Here is a 13,532-nt window from a genome sequence, read left to right on the forward strand (position 1 = left end):
ATTGGCACCTGTCGGTCAGTACCGGAAGCGGGAGACCACCGACTGCAGCTGCGCGGCCGTGACGTTGAGGTCCTCGGCGGCGGTCCGGGTGTCGCCGACCGTCTCGGTGGTCCGGCGGGTCGCGTCGGAGACCGTCGTGATCGTGACGGCGATGTCGCCGGCGCTGCTGGCCGCCTCGGTGAGGGTCCGGTTCATCTCCTGGGTGGTGGCGGTCTGCTCCTCGACCGCCGAGGCGATCGTCAGCTGCAGGCCGTTGATCCGCTCGATGATCGCCGAGATCTCGCCGATCGCGGTGACCGCGCCGCTGGTGTCGGCCTGGATGGCCGAGACCCGCTGGGAGATGTCCTCGGTCGCCTTCGCGGTCTCCTGGGCCAGGTCCTTGACCTCGCCGGCGACGACCGCGAAGCCCTTGCCGACCTCGCCGGCGCGGGCCGCCTCGATCGTCGCGTTCAGGGCGAGCAGGTTGGTCTGCTCGGCGATGCTGGTGATCACCTTGACCACGGTGGCGATCTCCTCGGAGCTCGCGCCGAGGCGGGCCACGATCGCGTTGGTCTGCGAGGCGACCTGCACGGCCTGGGCCGCGACCTGGGTGGCCTCCGAGGTGGAGACGCTGATGTCGCGGATCGCCGAGCCCATCTCCTGCGAGCCGGCCGAGACGAACTGGAGGTTGTTGGAGACCACGTCGGCGGCCGAGGCGACGGTGCCGGCCTGGGAGGAGGCCTGCTGGGCGGCGGCGTCCACGGCGACCGAGACCGAGCTGAGCTGACCGGCGGCCGTCTGGATCGTGCTGGCGCTGCCGGCGAGCTGGACGACGTCCTCGCGCAGCCGGGCGATGCCCTTGTCCAGGGCGGCGGCCATCCGGCCGATCTCGTCCTGGGTGGTCACCCCGGAGGTACGGGTCAGGTCGCCCTCGGCGAGCCCTTCGGCGATGTTCGAGACGCCGCGGACGGTCTCGCCGACCCGCGCCGCCACCCGGAAGCCGATCAGCAGGCTGAGCAGCACACCGGCCGCGAGCAGGCCGGCGATCAGGTACGCGGCCTTGCGGCCGGAGTCCTCCGCGGTGGCGATCTGCGACTCGGCGAGTGCCACCGCCTGGTTCTGCAGGGCGACCTGGTCCTCGCCCAGCGCCTGGTGCAGCGCGGTGTACTCGGTCAGGGCCTGGGTCAGCTCGGCGGCCGTGGCGCCGCTGCGGTCGGTGCCGACGAACTCGATGAAGTCGGCCCAGTCCTGCTGCGCCTTGGCGACGGTGGCGTCGCCGGGCAGCGCGGTCTCCAGGTCACCGAGCGCGTCGTCGACGGCCTCCTTGTTCGCCTCCATGGCCGCGGTGAGCTGCTCCGCGATGTTCGGGTACAACTGCACGGCGGAGTTGCCGCCCACGTACGCCTCGATGTTCTTGCTGAACGTGCCGACCGCTGTCGAGATCTGGATCGACTGCCGCTGCGCTGCCGCTGCGTCCTCGTTCAGGTCGAACACCGTCTTGATGGCGACGCCACCGACGATCAGACCGCTCAGCGTCGCGACCATCGCGGCCGCGCCGATCTTCGTACGCAGGGAGCGGTTGTCGAACGCACCACTCAAGCCCATCCCAAGCCTCCTCATCTCCGCCCGCTCTGGGCTCTGCCCCGCGCAATCGGCACGCCGGGGCGCGGCTTGAGGAGGTGCGGGTCACTCTTTCCCCCATATTGTGGATTTCGAGTGACCCCGAATGAGGGAACTATCCAGAATTGCCCGCCTGCTCGCTCAGTGCCCGGAACAGCAGCGCCGTCGAGGTGGCGCCCGGATCCTGATGTCCGGCACTGCGCTCACCGAGGTACGACGCCCGTCCCTTGCGCGCCCGCAGATCGGTGGTGGCGCGGGCGCCCTCCCGCGCCGCACGGGCCGCCTCCCCGGCCGCCTCGGGCAGGCCGGCGCCGGCCGCCACCGCCGCCTCGAAGGCGTCCGCCGCAGGCTTCCACGCGTCCACGATCGTCTTGTCCCCGGGTTCCGCGCCGCCCAGCTTCCGCACCGCCTCCAGCCCCGCGTGCAGGCCGGCGGCCAGGTCCGACGCTGTGACCGGCGCCCCGGGCGGCAGCGCCTTGCCGAGCGACCGCAGCGCGCTGCCGTAGAGCGGGCCGGACGCCCCGCCGACCTTGGAGATGAGCGTGCTGCCGGCCGTCACGAACACCTCGCCCACTCCGGCGAAGCTCCCGGCGTCCAGGGCCGCGGCCACGGCCGCGAAGCCACGGGTCAGGTTCACCCCGTGGTCGCCGTCCCCGATCGCGGCGTCCAGCCGGGTCAGCTCCTCGGACGACGCCGCGACCGCGTCCGCCGTGGCGCGCATCCACCCGATGGCGAGATCCACCTCCACGTCAGGCGCCCCACCGCAGGCCCGGCGTGACGACCGGGGCGTCCCAGAGCCGGAGCATCTCGTCGTCCACCCGGGTCACCGTGATCGACAGCCCCGCCATGTCCAGACTTGTCACGTAATTTCCTATCAGCCGGCGTTCGATCGTGAGGTTCTTCGCCGCCAGGATCTTCGCCAGTTCGCCGTAGACCAGGTACAGCTCGATCAGCGGCGTCCCGCCCAGCCCGTTGACCAGCACGATCACCCGGTCACCGCGGCCGCGCGGCTTGGCATCCAGGATCGCGTCCAGAGCGGACTCGACGAGTTGCTTCGCCGGGCGCAGTTTCTCCCGGCGGCGGCCCGGCTCCCCGTGGATGCCGACGCCGACCTCGATCTCGTCCTCCGGCAGGTCGAACCCGGGACGACCGGCGGACGGCGTGGTCCCGGCCGTCAACGCGTACGCGAACGACGCCGAACTCTCGTTGACCTGCCGCCCGATCGCCGCGACCTCGGCCAGCTTGCCGCCCTCCTCGGCTCGCGCCCCGGCGATCTTCTCGACCAGCAGGGTGGCGCCGGTGCCGCGCCGGCCGGCCGTCCACGTCGAGTTCTCCACCGCCACGTCGTCGTCGACCAGCACCGTCTCCACGGTGACCCCCTCGTCGGCGGCCATCTCCGCGGCGAGCTGGAAGTTCATCACGTCGCCGGTGTAGTTCTTGACGACGTGCACGACACCGGCGCCGCCGTCGACCGCCTTGCTGGCGGCGAGGATCTGGTCCGGCACCGGCGAGGTGAAGATCTCGCCGGGACAGGCCGCGTCGAGCATCCCCGGCCCGACGAAACCGCCGTGCAGCGGCTCGTGGCCGGAGCCGCCGCCGGACACCAGCGCGACCTTCCCGGCACGGGGCGCATCGGCGCGCGCCACGTACTGTCCGGCCGCGTCGACGCGCAGCTCGGGATGGGCGGCGGCGAGTCCGGCGAGCGCCTCGGCCACCACGTCGGCGGGATCGTTGATGAACTTCTTCACGGCCGGCTCCTCCCTGTCGGGCGACGGTGCCCTTGGGGATCAGCATCGTCGCGTTGAGCGATTCCGCCAACCCTTTCGGTGACTAACATCCATTCCCATGGCGCTTGTCGGGATCGTGCTCGTGTCGCACAGCGGCACACTGGCGGAAGGGGTTCGCGACCTGCTGCGGCAGGTGGCGACCGAGGAGGTACGGGTGGAGCCGGCCGGCGGCCTGCCCGGGGGCGGGCTGGGCACCGACGCGGAACTGATCGCGGCGGCGATCGGGCGGGCGGAGGCCGGGGCGGGGGTGCTGGTCCTCGCCGATCTGGGCAGCGCGGTGCTGACCACCCGTACCGTCATCGAAGATCTTGATCCTGGCCCCGTGCTGGTCGACGCGCCGTTCGTGGAGGGGGCGGTCGCCGCGGCCGTGCTCGCGTCCACCGGCGCCGACCTGGAGACCGTCGCCGAGGCCGCCCGGGAGGCTCGTGATGTCCCCAAGTTCTGAGATCGAGGTCGTTCTGCCGGCGGCGTTGCACGCCCGGCCGGCGGGTGCGGTGGTCCGGGCCGTCACCCGCTTCCAGGCCTCCGTTCAGGTACGCCGTGACGACCGCGCCGCCGACGCCCGGAGCGCACTGCGCCTGATGTCGCTCGGCGCCGAGGCCGGCAGCTCGGTGATCGTCACCGCGTCCGGCGACGACGCCCCCGAGGCGGCGGCCGCCGTGGCCGAGGTGCTGCGCACGGCCTCGTAAGTTTCGGAGTCGGTTACCAGCAGGATCATGAGCTGAACCGGTTGAGGTTTCCGATACATGTCGGTAGCGTTTCGATGAGTTTCGATCCCCACTTCCTCCGAAGCCATTGGAGTCCCCATGAGACGCACCCTGATCCTGCTGTCGGCCGGCGCCGTGACCGCGGCCGCCGCCGTCGTCGCCCTCTCCCCCAGCGCGAACGCGGCCACCACCCTCGGCGCGGCCGCTGCCGAGAAGGGCCGCTACTTCGGCACCGCCGTGGCCGCCTACAAGCTCTCCGACGCGGTCTACTCCGGAATCCTGGACCGGGAGTTCACCTCGGTCACCCCGGAGAACGAGATGAAGTGGGACGCCACCGAGCCGTCCCAGGGCACGTTCAGCTACGCCGCCGCCGACACCATCGTGAACCGGGCCCTCGCCAACGGGCAGAAGGTCCGCGGGCACGCCCTGGCCTGGCACTCGCAGCAGCCGTCCTGGGCGCAGAACCTGAGCGGCGCCGCCCTGCGCACCGCCATGGTCAACCACGTCACCCAGGTCGCCACCCACTACCGCGGCAAGATCGACTCCTGGGACGTGGTGAACGAGGCGTTCGCCGACGGCTCGACCGGCGCCCGCCGCGACTCCAACCTGCAGCGCACCGGCAACGACTGGATCGAGGTGGCGTTCCGCGCCGCGCGGGCCGCCGACCCCGGCGCCAAGCTCTGCTACAACGACTACAACACCGACGGGCAGAACGCGAAGAGCAACGCGGTCTACGCCATGGTGCAGGACTTCAAGGCGCGCGGCGTGCCGATCGACTGCGTCGGCTTCCAGTCCCACTTCAACGCGCAGTCCCCGCTGCCCGCCGACTACCAGGCCAACCTGCAGCGGTTCGCGAACCTCGGGGTGGACGTGCAGATCACCGAACTGGACATCGAGGGATCCGGCAGCGCGCAGGCCGCCTCGTATGCCGCGGTCGTCCGGGCGTGCCTCGCGGTGACCCGGTGCAACGGGATCACCGTGTGGGGCATCCGGGACAGCGACTCGTGGCGGGCCGGCGGCACCCCGCTGCTGTTCGACGGCAACGGCAACCCGAAGGCGGCGTACACCGCGGTCCTGACCGAGCTGGGCGGCGCGACGCCGTCGCCGTCGGTCTCCGCGTCCGTCTCCGCGTCGGTGTCGCCGTCGGTGTCTCCCAGCGATCCGCAGGCCGGCTCCGGCTGTGCCGCGACCACGTCGGTCAACGCGTGGACCGGCGGTTTCGTGGTGACGGTGAAGGTGACCGCCGGAGCAGCCCGGATCAACGGCTGGACCGTGGCCGTGACGCTGCCGTCCGGTTCCACGATCACCAACACGTGGAACGCCACCGCGAGCGGCTCCGGCGCCTTCACGAACGTCGGCTACAACGGCGGCGTGGCGGCCGGCGGGAGCACGGAGTTCGGCTTCCAGGGCACCGGAACCGCCCTGACCGGCACACCCACCTGTACCGCCCGCTGACCACCGTGTAGTCCGGCGGCACCCGGCCGCCCGTCCGTCCGGCGTGGGACCGGCAATCAGCGCACGCAAAACCCCGATCGCGTGCGCTGATTGCGAGTCCCCAGCCGTAGCCGACGCATCCAAAACGCAGGCAAAACGCCCCGGGAACCTGCGTACGCTACGGCTCACACCCCCGAGCCGTAGCCCACACAGGCAAAACGCCCCGGGAACCTGCCCCCGCTACGGCTCACACCCCCGAGCCGTAGCCCACGCAGGCAAAACGCCCCGGGAACGTGCGTAGGCTACGGCTCGCGTTCCAGACGCGTCCCGGAGCCGTAGCCCACGCGGGCAAAACGCCGGCGAAACCTGCCTCAGCTACGGCTCACGCCCCCGAGCCGTAGCGGACGCAGGGCATACCGCCGCCCGTTGACCTGCACTGGCTACGGCTCGGCGGTGAGGCGCGCCTCGGTCAGCCGGCCGCGGCCCCGTGCGGTGACCGGCGGAGTGACCGGCGGCTGCGGCCGCGGCCCGGCCAGCGTTCAGCGTTCAGCGTTCAGCGTTCAGCGTTCAGCGTTCAGCGTTCAGCGTTCAGCGTTCAGCGTTCAGCGTTCAGCGTTCAGCGTTCAGCGTTCCAGGATCGCCACCACGCCCTGGCCGCCTGCCGCGCAGATGGAGATCAGGCCCCGGCCGGCGCCCTTCTGCGCGAGCAGCTTCGCCAGCGTGGCCACGATCCGCCCGCCTGTCGCCGCGAACGGGTGCCCGGCGGCCAGCGACGAGCCGTTGACGTTCAGCTTCGCGCGGTCGATCGAGCCGAGCGGCGCGTCCAGCCCGAGCCGCTCCTTGCAGAACTCCGGGGACTCCCAGGCTGCCAGCGTGCTGAGCACCTGCGACGCGAACGCCTCGTGGATCTCGTAGAAGTCGAAGTCCTGCAGGGTGAGGCCGTTGCGGGCCAGCATCCGGGGCACCGCGTACGCCGGGGCCATCAGCAGACCCTCGTCGCCGTGCACGTAGTCGACGGCCGCGGTCTCCGAGTCCACGACGTAGGCGAGGGCCGGCAGTGAGTGCGCGGCCGCCCACTGCTCGGAGGCGAGCAGCACGGTCGAGGCGCCGTCGGTGAGCGGCGTCGAGTTGCCCGCCGTCATGGTCGGGTTCTCCCGGCCGTACACCGTCTTCAGCCCGGCGAGCTTCTCCAGCGTGGTGTCGGGGCGCAGGTTCTGATCCCGGGTGAGTCCCAGGTAGGGGGTCAGAAGATCATCGAAGAACCCGCGTTCGTACGCGGCGGCGAGGCGCTGATGCGACGTGAGGGCCAGCTCGTCCTGGGCTTCCCGGCTGATCTGCCAGCGCAGGGCCGTGATCGCCGCGTGCTCGCCCATCGACAGCCCGGTGCGCGGCTCGGAGTTGCGCGGCAGCTCGGGCTGGAACGCCTGCTGCGGACGCAGCCGCCCGACGGCCTTGAGGCGGTCGCCCAGCGTGCGGGCCCGGTTGAGCGACAGCAGCGTGCGGCGCATGTCCTCGTTGAGCTGCAGCGGAGCGTCCGACGTGGTGTCCACGCCACCGGCGACGCCGGCGTCGATCTGACCGAGGGCGATCTTGTTGGCGACCAGGATGGCGGCTTCCAGGCCGGTGCCGCAGGCCTGCTGGATGTCGTAGGCCGGGGTGCGCGGATCGAGGCGGGAGCCGAGCACCACCTCGCGGGTCAGATTGAAGTCACGGGAGTGCTTGAGCACGGCGCCGGCGACCACTTCGCCGAGCTGCTCGCCGGCCAGGCCGAACCGGGCGATCAGCCCGTCCAGCGCCGCGGTCAGCATGTCCTGGTTCGACGCCTCGGCGTACCGGCTGTTGGACCGCGCGAACGGGATCCGGTTGCCGCCGAGCACCGCCACCCGATTGATGTCCGGCACGACTATCCTCCACATCGATTGCCCACACATCGATTGCCCATGCATCGACCACCCAGCAAGCTACCCACGAGTAGGCTACTCGCATGGCTGACAGGTACGCGAACTTCGCCAACTCCGGCCTCGGCCGGACCGTGGTCAAGCGCCTCGGGCTGCCTGATCCGCCGCGTCTGCGCCGGCACCGTCCCGGCGACCCGCTCACCGACGGGCCGGTCCTGCTGGGCGCGGCGCCGGGCGGGCGGCTCTCCGAGCCGATCCGCAAGCTGCTGGGAGACGCGGGCGTCGAGGTCGCGGCCAACCACATCGAGGGTACGGGGCACAGCGCGCTGATCTTCGACGCGACGGGCATCACCGACTCCGGTCAACTCCGCGCTCTCTTCGACTTCTTCCACCCGTACGCACGCAGTGTGAAGGTCTCCGGCCGCGTGATCGTGCTGGGCACCCCGCCGGAAGCGACGCCCGGCCCGAAAGAGGCGACCGCGCAGCGGAGCCTGGAAGGTCTCACCCGGAGCATCGGCAAGGAGTTCGGGCGCGGGGTGACCAGTCAGCTCGTCTACGTGACGCCCGGCGGCGAGGCGGCGCTCGACTCCACCATGCGGTTCCTGCTGAGCGGCAGGTCGGCCTACGTCTCCGGGCAGGTCGTCCGGATCGGCGCCGGCACGCCCCCGTCGCCGGTCGACGCGGAGCGGCCACTCGACGGCAAACTCGCCCTGGTCACCGGCGCGGCCCGGGGCATCGGCGCGGCGATCGCGAAGACGCTGGCCCGGGACGGCGCCGACGTGATCGCGCTGGACGTGCCGGCCGCCGGTGACGCCCTCGCCGACGTGGCGAACTCCTGCTCCGGCCGCGCGCTGCAGCTCGACCTCACCGCGCCGGACGCGCCGGCGCGGCTGGCCGGATACCTTGCGGCCGGGCCGCACGCGGGGGTCGACATCGTGGTGCACAACGCCGGCATCACCCGGGACAAGACGATCGCCCGGATGTCCGAGGACCGCTGGGACGCGGTGATCGGGGTCAACCTGACCGCGCCGGAGCGGGTGAACGACGAGCTGCTCGCTCGCGACCTGCTCACCGAAGGCGGCCGGATCATCGGGGTCGCGTCGATCGCCGGCATCGCCGGGAACCGGGGACAGACCAACTACGCGACGAGCAAGGCCGGCGTGATCGGCATGGTCCAGTCCTACGCGCCGATCCTCCAGGCGCGCGGCATCACGATCAACGCGGTGGCGCCCGGCTTCATCGAGACCGCGATGACAGCGAAGATGCCGGTCGGGCTCCGCGAGGCGGGACGGCGGCTGAACAGCATGTCGCAGGGCGGCCTGCCGATCGACGTGGCCGAGACGATCGCCTGGTTCGCCGCGCCCGGCTCGCAGACGATCACCGGCAACGTGGTCCGGGTCTGCGGCCAGAGCCTGCTGGGCGCCTGACGTGGTGGCCGTCGTCGAGCTCAGCTCGGGTCCGGGCACCGGGGCGGCGTACGCGCGGGCGGCGCTCGGGATGCTCCCCGGCGCCCGGCGCGGCGGCGCCCTGCCGGAGGTCGAGATGGTGCACCGGGGCGTGGTGGTGGACCGGGGGCATCTCGCCGCGTACGACCGGGTGTGCGGGTTCCGCCTCTCCGACACGCTCCCGGCGACGTTTACGCACGTGCTCGCGTTCCCGCTGGCCATGCGGCTGATGACGATGCCGGACTTCCCGCTCCCGCTGATCGGCCTGGTGCACGTCGCGAACCGGGTCACGGTGGCCCGGCCGATCTCCGCCGACTCCCGTCTCGACCTGTCGGTCCGGGCGGCCGACCTGCGGGACCATCCGCGCGGCCGCCGGTTCGACATGATCACCACGGCTTCGGCCGGCGGTGCCGAGGTGTGGCGGGAGGTGTCGACGTACCTGCGCGTCACCAAGCCGGCCGAGCAGCGCCCGAGGAGCGACGTCCCGGAGAGCGACGCCCCGGAGACGCCGGGCGGCGCGGTGTGGCGGGTGCCGGCCCGCGTCGGCGGCGACTACGCGGCCGTCTCCGGCGATCGCAACCCGATCCACACGTCCCGGCTCGGCGCCCGGCTGTTCGGCTTCCCGCGCCCGATCGCCCACGGCATGTGGACCGCGGCGCATGCCCTGGCCGCCCTGGAGGGCCGCCTGCCCGCGTCGTACACCGTGGACATCGCCTTCAAGCAGCCCGTCCTGCTCCCCGCGAAGCCGACCTTCACGGCCACGCCCACCGCCACCGGCTGGGAGTTCGGCCTGTCGTCGAACCGGCCGCACCTGACCGGCTCGGTCACCGCCGGCACGGCCTGATCCATCGATGACGGTTGTCAGGAATCGAGTGCGCTCCTAAAGTTACCGGCGAGTTAACCAGCGCGCGGGAAGGCTGACCGACGTGGAGTTCTGGCTCGACCTCAACGAGGAGCAACAAGACCTGCGGGAATGGGTCCACGGCTTCGCCGAGTCGGTGATCCGGCCGGCCGCCGCCGAGTGGGACGAGCGCGAGGAGACGCCGTGGCCGGTGCTCCAGGAGGCCGCGAAGATCGGTCTCTACGGGTTCGAGTTCCTGGCGAACACGTGGTCGGACACCTCCGGCTTGAGCCTGCCGGTCGCCAACGAGGAGCTCTTCTGGGGTGACGGCGGGATCGGCATGGCGATCTCCGGGACCTCTCTGGCGGTCGCCGCGATCTACGGGTCGGGCACGCCGGAGCAGCTCGTCGAGTGGGTGCCGCAGTGCTTCGGCGACGCCGGCGATCCGAAGGTGGCGGCGTTCTGCAGCACCGAGCCGGAAGCCGGGTCGGACGTCGCCGCGATGCGCAGCCGGGCGGTCTACCACGAGGCGTCCGACGAGTGGGTGCTCAGCGGGCAGAAGGCGTACGCCACGAACGGCGGGATCGCCAACGTGCACGTGGTGACGGCCAGTGTCGATCCGTCGCTGGGCGCCCGCGGGCAGGCCGCCTTCGTGGTGCCGCCGGGCACCAAGGGGCTGGCCGGCACCCGCAAGCTGAAGAAGCTGGGCCTGCGCGCCTCACACACGGCCGACGTCTTCCTGGACGACGTCCGGGTGCCCGGCAGCTGCCTGCTCGGCGGCAAGGAGGTGCTGGACCGCAGGCTCGCCAAGGCCCGGGAGGCGGCGGCGAACACCGGCGCGAAGGCGGGGCCGCGGCGCTCGGGGCAGGCCGCGATGCGGACGTTCGAGCTCTCCCGCCCGGCCGTCGGCGCGCAGGCGCTCGGCATCGCCCGGGCCGCCTACGAGTACGCGCTGGACTACGCCAAGAGCAGGGTGCAGTTCGGCCGCCCGATCATCGAGAACCAGGCCGTGGCGTTCGCCCTCGCCGACATGCGCACCGAGATCGACGCGGCTCGCCTGCTGGTGTGGCGGGCGGCCTGGATGGGGCGCGCCGAGCGCCCGTTCGACGCGGGCGAGGGCTCGATGTCGAAGCTGAAGGCCGGCGAGGTGGCGGTCGCGGTCACCGAGAAGGCGGTGCAGATCCTCGGCGGCGCCGGGTACCTGCGGGACCACCCGGTGGAGCGGATGTACCGCGACGCCAAGATCTACACGATCTTCGAGGGGACCTCGGAGATCCAGCGACTGGTGATCGCCCGAGCCATCTCCGGAGTACAGATCCGCTGACAGGGGGCCGCATGGACCTGCCGTTCATCGCGACGACCCCGTTCATCGTCGCGACCATGGCCCGGCGCGGGCTGCTCACGCCGGGGCATCCGGTCCGGATCGTCCGCCAGTTCGGCGCGCTCGGCCGCTGGGGCTTCGGCCTCGCCGGCGAGCTGCGCCAGGCCGCCGCCCGCAGCCCGCACCGGGTCGCGGTGATCGACGACGAGCGCCGGGTGACCTACGCCGAGCTGCTGGCCGGGGCGGAGCACATCGCCCGGGCCCTGCGCGACGAGGGGGTCGGGAGCCGGGACCGGATCGGGCTGCTCATGCGCAACTCGGCCCGGATGATCGAGACGCTGATCGGGATCACCACGCTCGGCGCCGACCCCGTCCTGATCAATACCGGTCTCTCGGCGAGCCAGCTGACGGCCGTCGCCGGCGACCAGGACCTGCGTGCGGTGATCCACGACGACGAGTTCGCGCCGCAGCTGGCCCGGCTCACGATCCCGAGGCGGGACCAGCGGTGGCCGGCGTCCGTCACCGGCGCGGGTGAGCTCCGGCCGGCCTCCCCGACCGGCGCGGGCGGGCTGCGGCCGGCGCCCGTCACCGGCACGGACCCGCTCCGGCCGCCGGAGCGGCCCGGCCGGACCATCGTGCTCACCTCCGGCACGACCGGGACGCCCAAGGGCGCACGCCGGCCGACTCCCGGCGGCTTCCGCCCGCTCTGCTCGGTGATCGACCGGATCCCGCTGCGCGCCGGCGACCACGTGCTGATCTCCGCGCCGCTCTTCCACACCTGGGGGTTCGCCGGACTGCAGATCGCCCTGGCGCTGCGCGCGACGATCCACCTGCACCGGAGATTCCAGCCGGAGCGGGTCCGGGACACGATCACCGGCGGGGGCGTCGACGCGCTCATCGCCGTACCCGTGATGCTCCAGCAGCTGATGGACCTCCCCGCCCAAGCGGCATCGCCCGGCCTGCGGGTGGCCGCGGTCAGCGGCTCGGCTCTGCCGGGTGGCCTCGCCACCCGGTTCATGGACCGGTACGGCGACGTCCTCTACAACCTGTACGGCTCGACCGAGGCCTCCTGGGTGTCGATCGCCACCCCGGCCGACCTGCGGGCCGCCCCGGACACCGCCGGCCGGCCGCCTGCGGGGACCACCGTGAAGATCCTCGACGAGCAGGACAGTGAGGTGCCGCCCGGAACGGTGGGCCGGATCTTCGTGGCCAACGAGATGATCTTCGAGGGGTACACGAACTCCGCGGCGACCCGGAAACGGGACGGGCTGCTCGGCACCGGCGACCTGGGGCACGTCGACGCGGCCGGCCGGGTCTTCGTCGACGGCCGCGAGGACGACATGATCGTCTCCGGTGGGGAGAACGTCTATCCGGCCGAGGTCGAGGACCTGCTCGCCGGGCTGCCGCAGGTGCGCGAGGTGGCGGTGATCGGGGTGCCGGACGACGAGTACGGCCAGCGCCTCGCCGCCTACCTGGTGCTGCGCGACGACGAGAAGCTCGACCCGGACGTGGTGCGGGAGCACGTGCGCCGGAACCGGGCCCGGTTCTGCGTCCCGCGTGACGTGATCTTCCTGGACGCCCTGCCGCGCAACGCGACCGGCAAGATCCTGGCTCGCGAGTTACCTCGTCCGGCGGCGGGGTAACCGGCAGAGCATGCCGCAGCGTGAGAGCTATGACCGGGTCGCGATCGTCACCGGCTCGGATTCCGGGATCGGTGAGGCCACCGCCGTCGCCCTCGCGAAGGCGGGCTTCGACGTGGGCGTGACGTTCCGGTCCGACGACGAGGGCGCCGAGGAGACCGCCGCACAGGTCCGCGCCGCCGGCCGGCGCGCCGAGGTCCGGCACCTCGACCTGTCCCGGCTGCCCGGCGCGGCGGACGTGATCGACGACCTGGCGGACGCCCTGGGCGGCCTCGGCGTGCTGGTCAACTGCGCCGGCACCGGCATCTCCACGCCGGTGACCGAGACGTCCTTCGAGGACTGGCGGCAGGTGCTCGCCGTCGACCTGGACGGCCCGTTCCTCTGCGCCCAGCGCGCGGCCCGGCGGATGCTCGCCACCGGCCGGGGCGGCCGGATCATCAACATCACCAGCGTGCACGAGCACGCGCCGCGGGTCGGCTCGGGCGCGTACTGCGCGGCGAAGGGCGGTCTCGGCCTGCTCACCAAGGTGATGGCGCAGGAGCTCGCGGCCGACGGGATCACGGTGAACGCGGTGGCGCCGGGCGAGATCGCCACGCCGATGACCGGGAACGAGGACGTCGACCCGCGCACGGTGAGCCGTCCCGGCATCCCGGCGGGCCGGCCGGGTGACGCGAACGAGGTGGCCGCGGTCGTGGCGATGCTGGCCGGCCCGGACGCCGGATATGTCACCGGCGCCTCCTGGGTGGTGGACGGCGGCATGCTGCTGATGGGCCCGCAGGCCGGTTCCCATCTGGATTCCGGGTCCTGGCGCAACGGCTGAGATCACTTTTCCTGCGACCTGCGGTTTTCACGCTGCGCTG

The 13,532-nt window shown here is 72.2% G+C and carries 12 protein-coding genes; 8 read left to right on the plus strand and 4 right to left on the minus strand.

Annotated features, from left to right (window positions below; genetic code table 11):
* Positions 1 to 15: 15 nt before the first annotated feature.
* From AB0F72_RS33190 to dhaK, 3 genes are all read right to left on the minus strand, one after another.
* On the minus strand, positions 16 to 1,584 hold the full coding sequence (locus tag AB0F72_RS33190; protein WP_360439790.1) for a methyl-accepting chemotaxis protein: 1,569 nt from the start codon (positions 1,582 to 1,584) through the stop codon (positions 16 to 18).
* A gap of 130 nt (positions 1,585 to 1,714) precedes the next feature.
* A complete protein-coding gene (dhaL, locus tag AB0F72_RS33195; protein WP_360439793.1) occupies positions 1,715 to 2,347 on the minus strand; it encodes a dihydroxyacetone kinase subunit DhaL in 633 nt (210 codons plus the stop codon).
* Between the two features lies 1 nt (position 2,348).
* Positions 2,349 to 3,347 (minus strand): dihydroxyacetone kinase subunit DhaK, encoded by a 999-nt coding sequence (dhaK, locus tag AB0F72_RS33200; RefSeq protein ID WP_360439796.1) that lies wholly within the window; start codon positions 3,345 to 3,347, stop codon positions 2,349 to 2,351.
* Positions 3,348 to 3,444: 97 nt separating this feature from the next.
* On the opposite strand from dhaK, the gene dhaM reads away from it, so the two are divergent.
* From dhaM to AB0F72_RS33215, 3 genes are all read left to right on the plus strand, one after another.
* Positions 3,445 to 3,831: a dihydroxyacetone kinase phosphoryl donor subunit DhaM gene (gene dhaM, locus AB0F72_RS33205; protein ID WP_360439799.1), complete on the plus strand. Its 387-nt coding sequence runs from the start codon at positions 3,445 to 3,447 to the stop codon at positions 3,829 to 3,831.
* Positions 3,815 to 4,075: an HPr family phosphocarrier protein gene (locus AB0F72_RS33210; protein ID WP_360439802.1), complete on the plus strand. Its 261-nt coding sequence runs from the start codon at positions 3,815 to 3,817 to the stop codon at positions 4,073 to 4,075. The genes dhaM and AB0F72_RS33210 overlap by 17 nt, the downstream gene beginning before the upstream one ends.
* Positions 4,076 to 4,192: 117 nt before the next feature.
* On the plus strand, positions 4,193 to 5,548 hold the full coding sequence (locus AB0F72_RS33215) for an endo-1,4-beta-xylanase (RefSeq protein ID WP_360439805.1): 1,356 nt from the start codon (positions 4,193 to 4,195) through the stop codon (positions 5,546 to 5,548).
* Positions 5,549 to 6,150: 602 nt separating this feature from the next.
* On the opposite strand, the gene AB0F72_RS33220 is transcribed toward AB0F72_RS33215, so the two are convergent.
* Positions 6,151 to 7,428, minus strand: coding sequence for an acetyl-CoA C-acetyltransferase (locus AB0F72_RS33220; RefSeq protein WP_360439808.1), 1,278 nt, complete (start codon positions 7,426 to 7,428; stop codon positions 6,151 to 6,153).
* An 83-nt stretch (positions 7,429 to 7,511) separates the two neighbouring features.
* On the opposite strand from AB0F72_RS33220, the gene AB0F72_RS33225 reads away from it, so the two are divergent.
* The 5 genes from AB0F72_RS33225 (at position 7,512) to AB0F72_RS33245 (ending at position 13,492) form a co-directional block, all read left to right on the plus strand.
* Entirely contained in the window at positions 7,512 to 8,852 is a 1,341-nt protein-coding gene (locus AB0F72_RS33225; RefSeq protein WP_360439811.1) for a 3-oxoacyl-ACP reductase, read from the plus strand.
* 1 nt (position 8,853) lies between these two features.
* On the plus strand, positions 8,854 to 9,714 hold the full coding sequence (locus tag AB0F72_RS33230) for a MaoC/PaaZ C-terminal domain-containing protein (protein ID WP_360439814.1): 861 nt from the start codon (positions 8,854 to 8,856) through the stop codon (positions 9,712 to 9,714).
* An 82-nt stretch (positions 9,715 to 9,796) separates the two neighbouring features.
* Positions 9,797 to 11,035 carry an acyl-CoA dehydrogenase family protein gene (locus AB0F72_RS33235; RefSeq protein ID WP_360439817.1) on the plus strand — a complete coding sequence of 413 codons (1,239 nt, stop codon included), beginning with the start codon at positions 9,797 to 9,799 and terminating at the stop codon, positions 11,033 to 11,035.
* Positions 11,036 to 11,046: 11 nt separating this feature from the next.
* Complete coding sequence (locus AB0F72_RS33240; protein ID WP_360439820.1) at positions 11,047 to 12,675, plus strand: AMP-binding protein; 1,629 nt, start codon at positions 11,047 to 11,049, stop codon at positions 12,673 to 12,675.
* Positions 12,676 to 12,685: 10 nt separating this feature from the next.
* Positions 12,686 to 13,492, plus strand: coding sequence for an SDR family oxidoreductase (locus AB0F72_RS33245; protein ID WP_360439823.1), 807 nt, complete (start codon positions 12,686 to 12,688; stop codon positions 13,490 to 13,492).
* The last annotated feature ends 40 nt before the right edge of the window (positions 13,493 to 13,532 follow it).

The organism is Actinoplanes sp. NPDC023936 (assembly GCF_040639325.1).
In the GTDB taxonomy this organism is placed as follows: domain Bacteria; phylum Actinomycetota; class Actinomycetes; order Mycobacteriales; family Micromonosporaceae; genus Actinoplanes.